Here is a 15,789-nt window from a genome sequence, read left to right as displayed (position 1 = left end):
CTAGTGCCGGAAATGGCGCATGCCGGTGAACACCATGGCGAGACCGAAATCGTCCGCCGCCGCGATCACCTCTTCGTCCCGCATCGAGCCGCCTGGCTGAATCACCGCCTTGGCGCCCGCCGCGGCAATCGCCTCCAGCCCGTCGGGGAAGGGGAAGAAGGCATCCGACGCCGCCACCGACTCCATAGTGAGCCCGGCTTCGAGCCCCGCGGCGTCGGCCGCCGCATCGCCCTTCCAGGACGCCATGCGGGCCGCATCCACCCGGCTCATCTGCCCCGCGCCGATCCCCACCGTCGCCAGATCCTTGGCAAACACGATGGCGTTGGACTTCACATGCTTGGCCACGGTGAAGGCGAACAGCATATCGGCGAGCTGGTCTTCGCTCGGCTGGGTCTTGGTCACCACCTTCAAGCCTTCCGGCGCGGTCACCTGATTGTCCCGCGACTGCACCAGGAAGCCGCCGGCCAAAGAGCGGAAGGTCAGGCCTTCGGCGCGCGGATCGGGCAGCCCACCGGCCAGCAGCAGGCGCAAATTCTTCTTCTGCGCGATGATCGCCTTGGCCTCGTCCGTGGCGTCGGGGGCGATGATCACCTCGGTGAAGATCTTGATGATCTCTTCGGCCGCTTCCGCATCCAGCGTCTGGTTCAGCGCGATGATGCCGCCGAAGGCGCTGACCGGATCGCAGAGCAGGGCTTGCTTATAGGCATCCGCCAGGCTCGAGCCTTGCGCCACGCCGCACGGATTGGCGTGCTTGATGATGGCGACCGCCGCCGCCTCGTCCGGATCGAACTCCGCCACCAGCTCGTAAGCCGCGTCCGTGTCGTTGAGATTGTTGTAGGAGAGTTCCTTGCCCTGCACCGTCACCGCCGTGGCGACACCGGGGCGGGCCTCGCCGCCGCGATAGAACCCCGCCTGCTGATGCGGGTTCTCGCCATAGCGCAAAGCTTGCGCCAGTTTGCCGGTCAGGCTGCGGGTCTCGGGCATCTCGTCGCCGAGCGCGCCGGCGAACCAGCGGGCGATGGCCCCGTCATAAGCGGCGGTATGGGCGAAGGCGCGGGCCGCAAGTTCTTTGCGAAGCGCCAGCGTCGTCTCGCCCTCATGCGCATCCAGCTCTTCCAGGATGCGGGCATAGTCGGAGGGCTCCACCACTACGGCGACACCGTCATGGTTCTTCGCCGCGGCGCGGATCATCGCCGGCCCGCCAATATCGATATTCTCGATGCAGCTGTCGAAATCGGCGCCCGACTCCACCGTCTTCACGAAGGGGTAGAGATTGACCACCAACAGGTCGATCGGCGCGATGTCGTGCGCCGCCATCGAAGCCTCGTGCTCCTCATTGCCGCGCACCGCCAGCAGCCCGCCATGCACGCCCGGATGCAGCGTCTTCACCCGCCCGTCCATCATCTCCGGAAATCCGGTGAGGTCGGAAACGTCATGCACCGGCAATGCCGCCTCTTTCAGCAGCTTCGCCGTACCGCCGGTGGAAACCAGCACGATGCCGTGGTTGTGAAGCGCGCGCGCGAATTCGGCAATTCCGGTCTTGTCGCTGACCGAGAGGAGCGCGCGGCCAATCTTTCGCTTGGTCATGGGAATTCGATATCTAGCGGAATGGAGCCTGCCGGGTAGCACATATCCGTTGAGGCGGAAACGGCCTATTCGGCGAGCCCGCCGCCGGATCAGCGCGTTCTGGGCTTCCGGTCGGTGGAAACCGCCTCTTCTGGCCCCTCGCCGATTCGCTCCAGGGTCCAGACGATACGGGTATCGCCCTGGCTGCGGGTCTCGCCGGTCAGCACGATCTGGCGGCTCTGTCGCGGCCCGCGCTCGTCGCCGAAATAGATGCTCTCGGCGATATCCAGCATTTGCGCATTGCTGCTGAGGCGCCAGATCTCGCCATTGGGCAAGAACAGCTTCACGCTACCTTCCGCATCTTCCAGGCCCGCCCGGATATCGGGGTGAAGATGGAAGCGGATGGCATAGACCGGCGCCGGATCGGTGCCGATATCGCCCTTCACCGGCGAGAGCACATCCTTGCCGCTGACCAGCAAGCCGGTCGGCGCCAGCACCATGCTGCGGCTGTGACGCAAGCCGAAATGCTGCCGGTAGCCGTCATGGGCACCGTGCATCTCGACCGCATCGCCGGTATCGATCACCTCGCCCTTGGCATTGGCCGGGCCGGAAAGCTCCGCCTCCGCCTCCAGCGAGACGGCATTGCCATAGCCGATGAACTCTGCCGAGGAGAGATCGTCCAGGGTCAGTGTCGAATGCGCCGCGGTGGAGCGGGCAAATTCCCGCCACTCGGGATGATCGGCGCTCGGGCTGCCGCAATTGACGATCACCGGGATGCTGCCCGAGTCCATCTCGAAGGAGAGACAGCCCGCGCAGGCATCGCTGCTCAAGGAGAGCGCCGGTGCCGCGCCGAGATCGCAGACGATCCGCGTCTGCTCCCGCTCCAGCCGTCCATAGGCCGAATGCGGCGCGTTGATCAGAGGCGTGCCTTCCAGATCGTCATAAGCGAAAACCGAGGCGAGCGCGTCCGTGGGCGTCGCCCCGGTGCCGTTGAAGCGGGCCAGCTCGCCGACGCGGTTGCGGAAGAAGCGCAAGCAGGTGATGGCCCGGTCGATCGCACGGGTGAGGGCTTCCGGCGCCGCCCGGTCTCGCGCCACGAAACATTGCCGCAACGGCAGAAGATCGAGCAGCAGCTCCACCAGCGCCATGGGATTGCGGGAGATATGCCCGCCATCGGGCAGGATCTGCCGGTCCAGCTCGCGGGAGAGCGGCCGCACATAGCGCTTCACCACCGCCTGCTGATCGGCGATGCAGAGCCCGGCATAGACCAGCGCCATGATCGCCACCAGCCGCGGCACGCCATCGGGCGCATTGCTGTAGCTCGCCGAGAGATAGCGCAGCTCCGCAGTGAGCGTGCGCAGGAAGGTCTGGTAGGAACGGGCATCCTGGGTGTCCAGCACCACCACGGAATTGGCCAGCCAGGAGATCACCCGCCGCCCCACCACATCGGGGCGCCATGCGACATTGGTGGTGGCCGAGCGGCTGAGCCGCACCCAATCGCCGAACAGGGCTTTCGCCTGCTCATGGGCCAGCTCGCTCTCTGCGGCACGCAGATGGCGCAGCCAGTCGAAGCCATAGAGCGCCTTGGCCCAGGCATTGGACGGCGGGCGGATGTCGAACGGGCTCTGCGAGCCGAGCATCGCATGGGTGCCGGCAAGCCCGAAATGCCCGTTATAGATTTCCGTCGCGAAGCTGGGATCGGCGGTCCGAAGCTCTTGCGGCGCCAGCAGGAGCTGTGCCGCCTCGCTGCCCGGATAGCGCAGCCGCGCCATGCTCGCCAGCATCAGCCGGCGCAGCGGACTCGGACTTGAATAACTTGTCGGAAGGCTCACTGCGCGCCGCTGCACAGAGAGTTGCTCAGCCCCCATAACACTTGCCCTCTACGCCCGGTACACCCGCTACCCCTAGGGGCTCCGAAGCTTGCCTAATTGTCGACGCTGCCATGACAACAATCAAGAAATATTGTGACACCAAGGGCTAACGCGGGGCGATCCGCGTGGTTTCCTGGGCTCTGCCAGAAGAACGCCACAGGTATAGCCTGTGGATAAGCCTGGTAATAGCGCTTGTATAAGCTGTGGAAATTATGCGGATTGCCGCAACCTTGCGGCAAAAAAGCCATCCATGCCGCTCCAGCCCTCGCCTTCCATTTGGAAGCTCGAGGGGAGGGTGCGCAGGGTTCCCGCCGCGGTCAGCCAGTCGTCATGGCCGAAAACCTCGCTCGGCGCGATCGGCACCAGAGAAACCGCAGAATTCCGGGCCAAAAGCGCCGCAATCTGGGCCTCGCCCTCCTCCGGCTCCAGCGAGCAGGTGGCATAGACCAGCGTCCCGCCGGGCTTCAGCAGCCGCACCGCATTGTCCAGCAGCCGCGACTGCAGCGTGGCCATCACCTCGATATCGGCGGCCGTTTTCAGGTAGGGAATGTCCGGATGGCGGCGGATCGTTCCTGTGGATGAACAGGGCGCATCCAGCAAAATCGCATCGAAACGCTCTTCGCTGACCCATGTGGCGGCGTCGCCGAGCCCGCATGTGGCCGGCAAACCGAGCCGCGCGAGGTTCTGTTTCAGGGTTTTCAGCCGCGCTTCGGAGATATCGAGGGCCAGCACATCGCCGCCCGCCAGCACCAGCTGGGCCGTCTTGCCGCCCGGCGCCGCGCAAAGATCGAGCACGCGTTTTCCCTCAAGATCGCCGAGCAGCCGCGCCGGCAGCGAGGCGGCGAAATCCTGCACCCACCAGGCGCCGTCGTCATAGCCTTCGATCTGCTCGATGCGGCCCTTGGGGATCAGCCGCACGGTCCCGCCCGGCAGCTCGCGCCCGCCGAGCTCCCGCGCCCAGCTATCGGGACCGGCCTTCACGGTCAGGTCGAGCGGCGCCTCGGTGAGATGGATCTCGGCCATCTCGCGGGCGCGCTCTTCGCCATAGGTGCCGCACCAGCGATCCCACAGCCAATCGGGGGTATTGAGCCGCGGCGCATCTTGGCCCGCGATCAGCGCTTCGCCCTCGCGCGTCACCCGCCGCAGCACCGCGTTCACCAGCTTGTCGAAGCGTCTTGTGCGCCCGTCCGATTGGGCCAGCCGCACCGCAAGATCGAGTGCGGCATGGGGCGGGATGCTGAGAAACAGAAGCTGCGCCGCCCCCGATAGCAGGATCGGGTAGAGCAGCCCGGATTTCTGCGGCAGGCCCTTCTCCAGGAAGCTCTCGAGTAGCTTGTCGATCTGCCCCTTGCGGCGGAGGCTCTGGCCGATGATCGCCCGCGTCAGGGCCCGGTCCCGCGCCGGCAGGTTCGCCATCCAGCCGGTGGAAAGCGATTTGCCCAGCACCTGGTCCAGTGCCTGATGTTTGATCAGCACCGCATCCAGCACCAGCGCGGCGGCCTTGCGCGCTGCGAGCCCCTGTTGCGCCTCACGCGCCGATTTATCTGCTGCGGTCATAGTGCTTGCGGGCATCCTAAAGGAGACGAATCAGTGCCCAAAGGTAGCGCCGGGGGACGCGGAATCCAGTCCCGATGCCGTGTTGACGCCTTGTCGATGCTTTGCGCTCTTCCCCGAGGCCTAGCCCCAAGCTAGCCCCAAGGCCCGCCATGACCGCTGTTTTGGCCGCGAGTCGGCCCACCCGATCGCGCGCCCCACGGTCCGCGCGCTGCCGGCCGGCCAGGGTTGGGGTCGGGGCGGATATCGTCGGGCCTGTCGGTCTGGCCCCATTCCCGCGCATAAGCCTGCAGCCGCGCGATGCGGTTCTCAACATTGGGATGGGTGGAAAACAGATTGTCCATCCGCGCGCCCGAGAGCGGATTGACGATGAACAGCGAAGCCGAGGCCGGGTTGCGCTCGGCGGTCGGGTTCGGAATGCGGTGCGCGGCGCCCGCGATTTTGCCGAGGGCGCTGGCCAGCCAAAGCGGCGCGCGGCAGATCTCCGCGCCCATGCGGTCCGCCTCGTATTCCCGGCTCCGGCTGATCGCCATCTGCACGATGGCCGCCGCCATCGGCGCCAGGATGATCATCGCCAAACTGCCGATCAGCCCCATGCCGCCGTTATTGTCGCGCCCGCCGAAGAACAGGCCGAAATTCGCCAGCATGGAGATGGCGCCGGCGATGGTCGCGGTGATCGTCATCACCAGCGTGTCGTGATGTTTGATATGGGCCAGCTCGTGGGCGATCACCCCGGCCAGCTCCTCCCGCGACAGGGTCTGCATGATGCCGGTGGTCACCGCCACGGCGGCATTCTGCGGATTGCGCCCGGTGGCGAAGGCGTTCGGCTGCGGATTTTCCATGATGTAGACTTTGGGATGCGGTAGCCCGGCGGCATCCGCCAGCTGCTGCACCAGCCCGTAAAGCTCCGGCGCGTTGCGCTGGTCCACTTCCCGCGCGCCATACATGGAAAGGACCATCTTGTCCGAATTCCAGTAGGCGAACAGGTTCATCCCGCCTGCCACCAGAAGCGCGATGATCATGCCGGTCTGGCCGCCGATCAGGAATCCGACGCCCATGAACAGCGCCGTCAGCGCCGCCAGCAAAATGGCCGTCCTCAAATATCCCATCACCGCGAAACCTCCAGGCAAGTCCGACAACAAGACTGACAAGCAAACTCTACAACCGAAGCCCGCAAAACCGGGCTTTTTCGACACCGTTAATATGATGGGGTGCGCGCACCCGCTTCTCAAGATGGTGCCCGGCGGCAAAAACGATGGTTACTGAGTTGGTTACCTTAACGATCCGTCAATCCCATGGGGCGATGCTAGGGGCTGAAACTTTGTTGGAGCATCGTTATGTCGGCACTCGCCTTTACCGCCCCGCCCGAAGAGATCTTCGAGTACGGCGACACCTCTTTGAGCAAGAAGCAGAAGGCTCGCATCCGCGACACCTTCAACCGCCTGTCCCCGGCCTCGGAGCTGGTCGGCACGCTGTTTTTCCTGCGCCTGTTCGATATCGATCCGTCGCTGCGCGATCAGTTCGGCGGGGCGATCAAGCCGCAAGCCCGCCGCATGATGGCGGTGATGAAGCTTGCCGTGCTGTCGATCAACACGCCGGAGAATTTCGAGCCGACCTTGCGGCTGATCGGGGCGCGCTATCGCGACAAGGGGCTGGACTCCAGTGCCTATATCACCATGGCCGAGGCGATGCTCTGGACCCTGGAGAAATCGCTGCAGGGCGAGTTCGGCGCTGCCGACAAGCGCGCCTGGGCGGTTTTCCTGACCAATATGTCGAAGGCTTTCGCCGGTCAGTAGGCGGCCCCGGCCCGATGGCCAAGGTTGAATGCGGCAGATCTCAGACGCGGTTTTGCGCGATGAGATCGCCGCTTTGGGGCGCACTGGAACCTGCGTCCCGCATCCTCTTCTTCACGACTGCGGCGAGCCACAGCGCTGGCCGCTCCACCAGCTGGTAGAAGATATACCCCCCAGCCAGTGCTGCGCCGATCGCCGCGACCAGCATCACCAAATCCCCGCCAAGACCGCTCACATGGCCTGAAAGGATCTTCGCCGTGACGGCGAGGGCCAGCACATGGGTGAGGTAGAGCGAGTAGGAGATGGTGCCGAGAAACGCCAGCACCCGGTTTTCGAACCAGCCGCCTGCGCCTTCGAGCAGCACCGTGCCGGCCACCAGCAGCGCGGCCGGAATGCCATAAGTCACCGGACGCATCGCGGTATAGGAGCCCGGCGGGAACATCACCGCCACGGCAAAGCCTGCGAGCGCGAGGCCGATCAGCGCCAGCGCCGGTCCCTTGCCGGTGCGCCAGCCTTTCAAGAAGAGCTGGGCGATGACGATGCCGAAGCAGAACTCCACCAGCACCGCTTGGGTGAAGAACCAGACCACCCCGCCGCCTTGCGGCAGCTGCAGCATCAGCCCGATCCCCACCAGCGCGCAGAGCGCCGCCGAAACCGCCGCCGAGCGGAAGGACGGCGCCAGGCTCAAGCTTGCTGCCAGCAGGATGTAGAACAGCATCTCCAGGCAAAGCGTCCAGCCCGGCTCCAGAATCGGCGAGATCGAACTTTCCCGCGCCACCGACGGAATGAAGCTGAGAGACAGCAGCAGGTCCGTCCCGCTCCAATCGAAGCTGCGGAACGCGCTCGGCAGCGCAAGGGTCGCCGCCACCAGCACCAGGGTCACGCACCAATATGGTACACCCACCCGGGCAAGCCGTCCCAGCATGAACTCCGTCTGCCCTCGCGAGGAGCCCATCACCAAGGTCAGGATGAAACCGCTGATCACGAAGAAGATGTCGACGCCCGCCTTGCCGATGGTCGTCAGGTCGTGCGGAAGCTGCTGGCTGCCATAGCCTTCGAGAAACCCTTCGGCGTGAAACAGCAGGACGCCGAGGGCCGCGATACCGCGCAAATAGTGGATCGACAGGAAGGTTCGCATGTCCCAAATAAAGCGAATTCCGTGCCACGCAAGGCGGAAACCCCTCGTTAATCTTAAGAGCCGCGCCCATGCCTGCGCCGATGAGCAAGGACCGCACAAGGACCGCACAAGGACCGCCCGTCCGGCGCAAAATATCCGCCCGACCCCGAGTTTAGAGTATTGGTTTAAGCAACTCTTCAGACGCGGCCCCTAATGTCGCCGCCCGCGCGAAGGCTCTATCTGACAGGCCACGGCGCAGGCCGCGAGGGCTCATGCTGACCGATCTTCAAACGCTGGACGACGGCGCGTCTCTCAAGGCGCCGATTTGTATCTTCGGTGCCGGTGCCGCCGGGATCACCCTGGCGCTCGAGCTGGAAAAGCAGAACATCCCTTGTCTGCTTCTGGAGGGCGGTGGCCTCACCTTCCAGGAGGAATCGCAGAACATCTACAAAGGCGAGGTGATCGGCGATCAGAACACCGACATCGCCTATTCGCGCCTACGCGAATTCGGCGGCACCACCGGCCACTGGACCGGGCAATGCCTTCCCCTCGATCCGATCGACTTCGAGAAGCGCGAAGCCTTGCCCTATAGCGGCTGGCCGATCACGCGCGCCGATCTCGATCCGTTCTATGAGCGGGCGCAGCCCTATCTGCAGCTCGGCCCCTTCGCCTATGCGCCCTCCGACTGGAACCTCGAAGGCCCGAAGCTTCCGCTGAACCCCGAAAAGGTGGCGTTCGGCATCTTCCAATACAGCCCGCCGACGCGTTTCGGCGAGACCTACCGGGCGCCCATCGAAACCTCGAAGACCATCCAGTGCTACTACCACGCCAATCTGACCGACCTCGTTATCGACGAGGCCGGCCAAATCACCGGCGCGGAGGTCCAAACCTTCGGCGGCAAGACCATGAGCGTCAGCGCCGACCGTTTCGTGATCGCTGCCGGCGGCATCGAGAATGCCAGGCTGCTGCTCAATTTCACCAAGCAGCGCCCGGCAGGCATCGGCAATCAGCACGATCTCGTCGGCCGCTATTTCATGGATCACATGAACTGCAAGCTCGGCACCTTCCTGCCGGCCGATCCGGCGATCAACCTGAGCCGCTATCTGGCTCAGATCGTCGACGGCACCCCGCTGCGGGTGAATTTGCGGCTTCCCGCCGAGGTCATCGAGAAACAGGGCTTGCGCAACAACGCGCTTCTGCTCGAGCCGGTCTGGCAGAGCGAGAGCCACAACGACGAGTTCCGCGACCATTCCTGGCTCGCGTTTTCCTCCATCGCCAAGTCGCTGGCGCACGGCAATCCGCCGGATCAGTTTCCGTCCAAGCTCTGCACCATCCTCGATCAGCCCTCCAGCGTCGCCGTGGGCATCAGCCGCCATCTGATGCGCGAGGTCGTCCCCCATGGCGAGCTTCAAAGCGTGTTCTTCAAGCAGGATGCCGAGCAGGCGCCAAATCCCGATAGCCGCGTCACCCTCGAAGACGCCACCGACCGGTTCGGCATGAAGCGCGCCGTGCTCGATTGGCGCATCACCGAGGACGATCTCTTATCCTTGCGCAAGACCCACGAGCTGATCGGCGTCGCCATCGGCGAGGCGGGGCTCGGCCGCGTCAAGCTCGGGCTCGGCCTGCCGCCGAACGACGACGATATCTACACCGGCTATCACCATATCGGCACCACCAGGATGCATGACGACCCGAAGCAGGGCGTGGTCGATGCCGATTGCCGAGTGCATTCGACCAAGAATCTCTACATAGCGGGAAGCTCGGTGTTCACCACCGAAGGCACCGCAAATCCGACCCTGACCATCACCGCGCTCGCCATTCGCCTCGCCGATCATCTCGGCAGGGAGGCCGGTGACGGGCAGCGCCATGTGGGTCGAAACGATGCCGGTCAGAACCAGGCGGGAGGAGACCGATAGCCATGAGCAAAGTCACCAGACGCGCCTTTATCGGCCTTGCCGGCGTCGCGACCGTGGCGGTCGTCGGCTATGGCGGCGCAATGCTGGCCTGCCGCGGCGTGCCCAGGCACAATCCGGATTTCTTCGCCGGCCTCGACGACGAGCCCCTGCGCCAAGCCGCGCAGGAGGTCGGTCGCCGGGTGCTCGCCGAATATCCGGAATTGGTCGAAGACCGCGCGCTGAAGAGCTTTCTGGCCGCCCGGCCGCGTCTCGCGGAGGCCGCAACCGTCAGCTGTCCCGATACCCGCCGCCGGCTGGTGCAGGATCAATGCGGTGCGGATTTCGCCGCCGGCGAAGCCCGCGTGCTGGACGGCTGGGTGATGTCCGAGACCGAGCTTCGCCTCTGCGGCATGGCCGCGAAATACGCCTAAGCCATTCGGCGTATCCGGCGGCTAGCGCCCGTTCAGCCGGTTCTCCACCAGATCGTCCACCACCGCCGGCTCGGCCAGCGTCGAGGTATCTCCGAGATTGGAGAAATCGTCCTCGGCGATCTTGCGTAAGATTCGGCGCATGATCTTGCCCGAGCGGGTCTTCGGCAGGCCCGGCGCGAACTGGATCAGATCCGGCGACGCGATCGGCCCGATCTCCTCGCGCACCCATTTGCGCAGCTCGAGCCGCAGCTCCTCCGAGCCGTCCTCGCCCTCCATCAGGGTGACGTAGCAATAGATGCCCTGGCCCTTGATGTCGTGGGGATAGCCCACCACGGCCGCCTCGGAGACCTTCGGATGGGCGACCAGCGCCGATTCCACCTCGGCGGTGCCCATGCGGTGGCCGGAGACGTTGATCACATCGTCCACCCGGCCGGTGATCCAGTAATAGCCGTCATGGTCCCGGCGGCAGCCGTCGCTGGTGAAATACATGCCCTTATAGGCGGAGAAATACGTATCCACGAAGCGCGCGTGATCGCCATAAATGGTGCGCATCTGGCCCGGCCAGGAATCCAGGATCACCAGATTGCCCGTCGCCGGCCCGTCCTGGGTCTTGCCGTCCGCATCCATCAGCGCCGGCTGCACCCCGAAGAAGGGAAGCGTCGCCGAGCCGGCCTTCAGCGGGGTCGCGCCCGGCAGCGGCGCGATCAAGACGCCGCCGGTCTCGGTCTGCCACCAGGTGTCGACGATGGGGCAGCGCGCCTCGCCGACCACCTCGTGATACCACTCCCAGGCCTCCGGATTGATCGGCTCGCCGACCGAGCCCAGAAGCCGCAAGGATTTGCGCGAGGTGCCTTTGACGAACTCGTCGCCGGCCCCCATCAGCGCCCGGATCGCGGTCGGCGCGGTGTAGAAGATGCTGACCTTATGCTTGTCGACCACCTGCCAGAAGCGTGCGGCGTCCGGATAGCTCGGCACGCCTTCGAACATCACCGTCGTCGCCCCGTTGGCGAGCGGCCCGTAGACGATATAGCTGTGGCCGGTGATCCAGCCGACATCGGCGGAGCACCAGAAGACATCTTCGTCGTGATAATCGAAGACGTATTGATGCGTCATCGAGGCATAGACCAGATAGCCGCCCGAGGTGTGCAGCACGCCCTTCGGCTTCCCCGTCGAGCCGGAGGTGTAGAGGATGAACAGCGGATCCTCCGCGCCCATCTCCTCCGGCGTGCAGGTTGCCGGCACCTCGGCCCGCGCCTTGTCGTAATCGACGTCGCGATCGGGATCGGAGATCATAGTCTCGCCGAGCCCGCCGGTATGGCGCACCACGATGATCTTCTCCACGATCGGGGCGTGGTCTAGCGCGTGATCGACATTGGCCTTCAGCGGCACCTTGCGGCCGCCGCGCAGGCCCTCATCGGCGGTGATCACCACCTTGGAGCCGCAATCCATGATGCGCCCCGCCAGGCTCTCCGCCGAGAAGCCGCCGAACACCACCGAATGCACCGCACCGATGCGGGCGCAGGCCAGCATGGCGTAGGCCGCTTCCGGGATCATCGGCAGGTAGATGGTGACCGTGTCGCCGCGCTTGACGCCCTGCGCCAGCAGCACATTGGCGAAGCGGCAAACCTCCTCGTGGAGCTCCTTATAGGAGATGTGGCGCGCCTCGGCCCGCGGATCGTCGGGTTCCCAGATGATCGCCGTCTTATCGCCGATCGTGTCGAGATGGCGGTCGATGCAATTGGCCGAGACGTTCAGCGTGCCGTCCTCGAACCATTTGATCGACACGTCCGGGTAGGCGTAGCTGGTGTTCTTGACGATGGAGTAGGGCTTGATCCAGTGCAGCCGCTTGCCGTGCTCGCCCCAGAATTTCTCCGGATCGGCGATGCTCTCGTCATACATCACCTGATAGGCGTGCCGGTCCACAAAGGCGCGCCTCTTCCACTCTTCCGGAACCTCGTAAATCTTATTTGCTGTTGTCATTGGGCGTCCTCCCACAGATCGCCTACGCGGAACATGCGCCGGCGGTATTGGTACCGCCTTCGGCGCCTCGAAAACTCAATTAGCCTGGCTGGCCGAACGTGCCCAGGATGGTGCCCATCGCCAGCAGCACGAAAAGCCAATGGCCGACATCGATGGCGATCACCGAGGGCGGTCGATTCTGGAAGCTTTCGCTCACCCCAACCGTCGTGAGCACGAAGCCGGTCCACAGCAGCGCGCCGCTGATCATACCGCCATGCCAGGTCCAAAGCCCGGTATGAAACAGCACACCCGACAGCATCGCCGCCATCACCAGATTGGCGATTGCCGCCAGCACCAGCAGGATCGGCGTGCTGCGCGGCGCGGACGGTCCGAGACCGGCGCGCCAAGCCCCGCCGAAAATCGAATACCAGATCCACCCGACCAGAAAGCCGGCCGCGGCGGCAGCCAGCACGGCCGGAAAATTCGTCGCCATTCGTTTCCTCCTCCGAAGCTCCTGCGGCGTGTCCCGCAAGAATGCGTGCCCGCAAAAGCTTAGGGCCGGGGCGGCTTCTTCAGGCCGCCCATCCGGCAAATGATATCCCATTCTTGCAGGGTCACGGGCTGAACGGAAAGTCTAGAATTGTTGACCAGCACCATATCCTGCAGCTTCGGCTCCGCCTTGACGTCGTCCAGCGTCACCGGCTTCGGCATGTCTTCGACCGCCGCCACGTCGACGCATTCCCATTTCCCGGTATCGTCGGTGGAATCGGGATGCGCTTCCGCCACCACCTTGACGATGCCGACGACCTCGCGCGGCCCCACCGAGTGGTAGAAAAAGCCGAGCTCGCCGATCTTCATCTGCCGCATATTGTTGCGAGCTTGGTAGTTGCGGACGTGGTCCCACTCCTCGCCGGCCTCGCCCTTGGCCTTCTGCTGGTCCCAGGACCAGTCATGCGGCTCGGATTTGAAGAGCCAATACGCCATGCCTTACGCCCCCGGCTTCTTCATGGTCCATTTCCACGGGCGAATCTCGATGGTCTCGAACACGCCGTATTTGAAGAAAGGATCCTGCTCCGAAAGCGCCTTGGCCTCTTCCATCGAAGCCGCCTCGACCACCACCAGGCTGCCATTCATGCTCTCGCCGTCCTCTTCGGTGAACGGGCCGGCGAAGATCAGCGTGTCGCCGAGGCTTTGCAGATGGGCGGCATGCTCGGGGCGCTTCTCCTTGCGGAGCGCCAGGCTTCCCGGCTTGTCGGTGCAAATCAGCGCGTAATACATAAAAGCTCCTTCTATCGTTCCGCCTCGGTGCGGAGCGGCCGCGACAACAACGCTTCGATCGCCTCATCCACGGTGTGAAGTCCGGAGATCACGCCATGCACCGCATGGCAGATCGGCATGTCGATCCCCTTGGCGGCGGCAATCTCCACCACGGCGCCCGCGGTGTAGATGCCCTCGGTCACCGAATTCCGGCTCTCTAGAACATCCTCCAGCCGGCGGCCTTCGCCAAGCGCCACGCCGAGCGACATATTGCGCGAATGGACGCTGCCGCAGGTGAGGATCAGATCGCCGAGCCCGGAAAGCCCGGCCATGGTCTCCCGCTTGGCGCCGAGCGCGATGCCGAACCGGGTCATCTCGGCAAAGCCGCGGCTGACCAGCGCCGCGCTGGCACTCGCCCCCAGCGCCTTGCCGACTACGATGCCCGCGGCGATGGCCAGCACGTTCTTCACCGCCCCGCCGACCTGGGCGCCGATCACGTCGTCGCTCAAATAGCAGCGGAAGCTCGGATGGCTCAGCGCCTCCGCCAAAGCCTCGCCGTCCGCCTCCGGCCCGACCGCCAGGGTGACGGCTGCCGGCAGTCCCTTGGCCACCTCGTCGGCGAAACCCGGTCCCGACAACACGCCGACCTCGGCTTTGGGCGCGACCTCCGCCAGCACCCCGGACAAAAGCGTGCCCGTGGCCTGCTCGATGCCCTTGGAACAGATGATCAGCTGCTGCCGCGGCCGCAAATGGAAGGCGAGCTCGGTGGCGATGGGGCGCAAGAACTGCGCCGGCGGCGCCAACAGGACGATGTCCTGCTCGGCAATCTCCTTCAGGCTCGCCGTGGCGCGGATCGCCGGATCGAGCGGGATGCCGGGAAGATAGCTGGCGTTCTCGTGACCGGAATTGATCTCTTCGACCACTGCGGCCTCAAAGCCCCAGATCCGGGGTTCAAGCCCGGCCCGGTGGGCGCTGATGGCCAGCGCCGTGCCCCAGGCACCCGCGCCGACAATGCCGACACGTTGGAGCGTCATCCCAGTCTCCTCGCCACGCGTTTCCCCCCGTAAGTCCCTTTCCGCCGGCCTTTGAACAGGCCGTTTTCGGAACGGGCTTCGAACCGTCTAACCTTTCCTTCGGAGGCCTTTATCGGCGCAATCGCCCCTTGGCGGCAAGTGCCGCGTTCAATCGGTCGCGTTTTGAACGGGAAGTTGCAGCCGGCCGGGCGGCTAGGCTTTCACGCCGGCCCCGAGCGCCGGCGTTGCCTCCGGATCGAGCGGCCAGCGAGCCCGGGCCGGCGCGTGCATATCGTCGGTCAGCCCGGCGGCAAGCCGCTCCAGCCCGGCCCAGGCGATCATCGCCCCATTGTCGGAGCAAAGCGCAAGCGGCGGGGTGAACAGGCCAAACCCTTCCGCATCGCACAGCGTCTGCAGCGCCGAGCGGAGGCGCTGATTGGCTGCCACGCCGCCGGCCACCACCAGATTGCGCGGGGCGTCCTCCCCGACCCGGTCGAGATAAAGCCCCATGGCGCGGCGGGTCCGGTCCTGCACGACCTCCGCCACCGCCTCCTGGAAGCTGGCGCAAAGATCGGCGGCGGTCTGCGCATCCAGCGGCTCGCGCTGCAGCGCAGCATGGCGGACCGCGGTCTTCAGCCCGGCCAGGGAGAAATGCGGCTCCGTCCGGCCCAGCATCGGTCGGGGCAGGGGAATGCTGTCGGTGCCTTGCGCGGCGAGCTTCTCCACCTCCGGCCCGCCCGGATAATCGAGCCCGAGCAGCTTCGCCGCCTTGTCGAAGGCCTCGCCCAGCGCATCGTCCAGCGTGGTGCCGAGCCGGGAATAACGCCCGACCCCTTCAGCGACCAAAAGCTGGGTATGGCCGCCGGAGACCAGCAGCAGGAGATAGGGAAACGGAACCCCGTCGGTCAGCCGCGCGGTGAGGGCATGAGCCTCCAGATGGTTCACCGCGATGAACGGAAGCCTGCTCGCCAGCGCCAGCGCTTTGCCTGTGGTGAGCCCGACGATCAGCCCGCCGATCAGCCCCGGCCCGGCCGTCACCGCGATGCCGTCGAGATCGGAAAGGCTCACGCCCGCCTCCTCAAGCGCTTGTGCGATCGCCGCATCCAGCAGCTCGACATGGGCGCGCGCGGCGATCTCCGGCACCACCCCGCCATATCGCCGGTGCAGATCGAGCTGGCTGCGCACGATATTGGAGAGCACATGGCCGCGGCCTTCTTCGTCGCGCACTACGACCGACGCCGCGGTCTCGTCGCAGCTCGTCTCGATACCGAGCACCGTCAGTTGCGGCTTATCCATTGCCATGGTTTTGATCATGCGCCTCTTTACACCGGCC

14 protein-coding genes are annotated in these 15,789 nt (G+C 65.1%); 3 read left to right on the top strand and 11 right to left on the bottom strand.

The features are described 5' to 3' along the window. From purH to htpX, 4 genes are all read right to left on the bottom strand, one after another. Entirely contained in the window at nt 1-1,593 is a 1,593-nt protein-coding gene (gene purH, locus HT051_RS01235; protein WP_371740618.1) for a bifunctional phosphoribosylaminoimidazolecarboxamide formyltransferase/IMP cyclohydrolase, read from the bottom strand. A gap of 83 nt (nt 1,594-1,676) precedes the next feature. Continuing rightward, on the bottom strand, nt 1,677-3,398 hold the full coding sequence (locus tag HT051_RS01230; RefSeq protein WP_174540347.1) for a heparinase II/III family protein: 1,722 nt from the start codon (nt 3,396-3,398) through the stop codon (nt 1,677-1,679). Between the two features lie 249 nt (nt 3,399-3,647). Continuing rightward, entirely contained in the window at nt 3,648-4,994 is a 1,347-nt protein-coding gene (locus tag HT051_RS01225) for an RsmB/NOP family class I SAM-dependent RNA methyltransferase (protein WP_174540346.1), read from the bottom strand. Nucleotides 4,995-5,125: 131 nt separating this feature from the next. Next, the gene (gene htpX, locus HT051_RS01220) at nt 5,126-6,100 is read right to left on the bottom strand and encodes a zinc metalloprotease HtpX (RefSeq protein ID WP_174540345.1); all 975 of its coding nucleotides are present in this window, start codon (nt 6,098-6,100) and stop codon (nt 5,126-5,128) included. Between the two features lie 228 nt (nt 6,101-6,328). Here htpX and HT051_RS01215 point away from each other — a divergent pair, with 228 nt between their 5' ends. Further along, nucleotides 6,329-6,787, top strand: a complete 459-nt coding sequence (locus HT051_RS01215; RefSeq protein WP_174540344.1) for a globin domain-containing protein — start codon at nt 6,329-6,331, stop codon at nt 6,785-6,787. Between the two features lie 40 nt (nt 6,788-6,827). Here HT051_RS01215 and HT051_RS01210 read toward each other — a convergent pair whose 3' ends face one another. Next, complete coding sequence (locus tag HT051_RS01210) at nt 6,828-7,922, bottom strand: acyltransferase (RefSeq protein ID WP_174540343.1); 1,095 nt, start codon at nt 7,920-7,922, stop codon at nt 6,828-6,830. Between the two features lie 251 nt (nt 7,923-8,173). On the opposite strand from HT051_RS01210, the gene HT051_RS01205 reads away from it, so the two are divergent. Both HT051_RS01205 and HT051_RS01200 read left to right on the top strand, forming a co-directional pair. Further along, nucleotides 8,174-9,817, top strand: a complete 1,644-nt coding sequence (locus tag HT051_RS01205; RefSeq protein ID WP_174540342.1) for a GMC oxidoreductase — start codon at nt 8,174-8,176, stop codon at nt 9,815-9,817. A 2-nt stretch (nt 9,818-9,819) separates the two neighbouring features. Beyond that, entirely contained in the window at nt 9,820-10,227 is a 408-nt protein-coding gene (locus HT051_RS01200) for a hypothetical protein (protein ID WP_174540341.1), read from the top strand. 21 nt (nt 10,228-10,248) lie between these two features. Here the strand turns inward: HT051_RS01200 and acs are convergent, their stop codons facing one another. From acs to tsaD, 6 genes are all read right to left on the bottom strand, one after another. Then, on the bottom strand, nt 10,249-12,207 hold the full coding sequence (gene acs, locus HT051_RS01195) for an acetate--CoA ligase (RefSeq protein WP_174540340.1): 1,959 nt from the start codon (nt 12,205-12,207) through the stop codon (nt 10,249-10,251). Nucleotides 12,208-12,286: 79 nt separating this feature from the next. Then, entirely contained in the window at nt 12,287-12,679 is a 393-nt protein-coding gene (locus tag HT051_RS01190; protein WP_174540339.1) for a DUF1761 domain-containing protein, read from the bottom strand. A 59-nt stretch (nt 12,680-12,738) separates the two neighbouring features. After that, nucleotides 12,739-13,170: an EVE domain-containing protein gene (locus tag HT051_RS01185; protein ID WP_174540338.1), complete on the bottom strand. Its 432-nt coding sequence runs from the start codon at nt 13,168-13,170 to the stop codon at nt 12,739-12,741. Nucleotides 13,171-13,173: 3 nt separating this feature from the next. Beyond that, the gene (locus HT051_RS01180; protein WP_174540337.1) at nt 13,174-13,464 is read right to left on the bottom strand and encodes a YciI family protein; all 291 of its coding nucleotides are present in this window, start codon (nt 13,462-13,464) and stop codon (nt 13,174-13,176) included. Nucleotides 13,465-13,475: 11 nt separating this feature from the next. Beyond that, nucleotides 13,476-14,477: an NAD(P)H-dependent glycerol-3-phosphate dehydrogenase gene (locus HT051_RS01175; RefSeq protein WP_174540336.1), complete on the bottom strand. Its 1,002-nt coding sequence runs from the start codon at nt 14,475-14,477 to the stop codon at nt 13,476-13,478. A 192-nt stretch (nt 14,478-14,669) separates the two neighbouring features. Then, complete coding sequence (gene tsaD / locus HT051_RS01170; RefSeq protein ID WP_174542803.1) at nt 14,670-15,752, bottom strand: tRNA (adenosine(37)-N6)-threonylcarbamoyltransferase complex transferase subunit TsaD; 1,083 nt, start codon at nt 15,750-15,752, stop codon at nt 14,670-14,672. Nucleotides 15,753-15,789 lie beyond the last annotated feature (37 nt).

This window comes from Methyloligella sp. GL2 (genome assembly GCF_013341275.1).
In the GTDB taxonomy this organism is placed as follows: domain Bacteria; phylum Pseudomonadota; class Alphaproteobacteria; order Rhizobiales; family Methyloligellaceae; genus Methyloligella.
This window is presented reverse-complemented; position numbering and strand designations above follow the sequence as displayed.

Coding starts and splice junctions, on each gene's coding strand:
- HT051_RS01215 (WP_174540344.1), top strand. CDS start 6,329: ATGTCGGCACTCGCCTTTACCGCCCCGCCCGAAGAGATCTTCGAGTAC.
- HT051_RS01190 (WP_174540339.1), bottom strand. CDS start 12,679: ATGGCGACGAATTTTCCGGCCGTGCTGGCTGCCGCCGCGGCCGGCTTT.
- HT051_RS01180 (WP_174540337.1), bottom strand. CDS start 13,464: ATGTATTACGCGCTGATTTGCACCGACAAGCCGGGAAGCCTGGCGCTC.
- tsaD (WP_174542803.1), bottom strand. CDS start 15,752: ATGGATAAGCCGCAACTGACGGTGCTCGGTATCGAGACGAGCTGCGAC.
- HT051_RS01175 (WP_174540336.1), bottom strand. CDS start 14,477: ATGACGCTCCAACGTGTCGGCATTGTCGGCGCGGGTGCCTGGGGCACG.
- HT051_RS01210 (WP_174540343.1), bottom strand. CDS start 7,922: ATGCGAACCTTCCTGTCGATCCACTATTTGCGCGGTATCGCGGCCCTC.
- HT051_RS01200 (WP_174540341.1), top strand. CDS start 9,820: ATGAGCAAAGTCACCAGACGCGCCTTTATCGGCCTTGCCGGCGTCGCG.
- HT051_RS01205 (WP_174540342.1), top strand. CDS start 8,174: ATGCTGACCGATCTTCAAACGCTGGACGACGGCGCGTCTCTCAAGGCG.
- acs (WP_174540340.1), bottom strand. CDS start 12,207: ATGACAACAGCAAATAAGATTTACGAGGTTCCGGAAGAGTGGAAGAGG.
- htpX (WP_174540345.1), bottom strand. CDS start 6,100: ATGGGATATTTGAGGACGGCCATTTTGCTGGCGGCGCTGACGGCGCTG.
- HT051_RS01185 (WP_174540338.1), bottom strand. CDS start 13,170: ATGGCGTATTGGCTCTTCAAATCCGAGCCGCATGACTGGTCCTGGGAC.
- HT051_RS01225 (WP_174540346.1), bottom strand. CDS start 4,994: ATGACCGCAGCAGATAAATCGGCGCGTGAGGCGCAACAGGGGCTCGCA.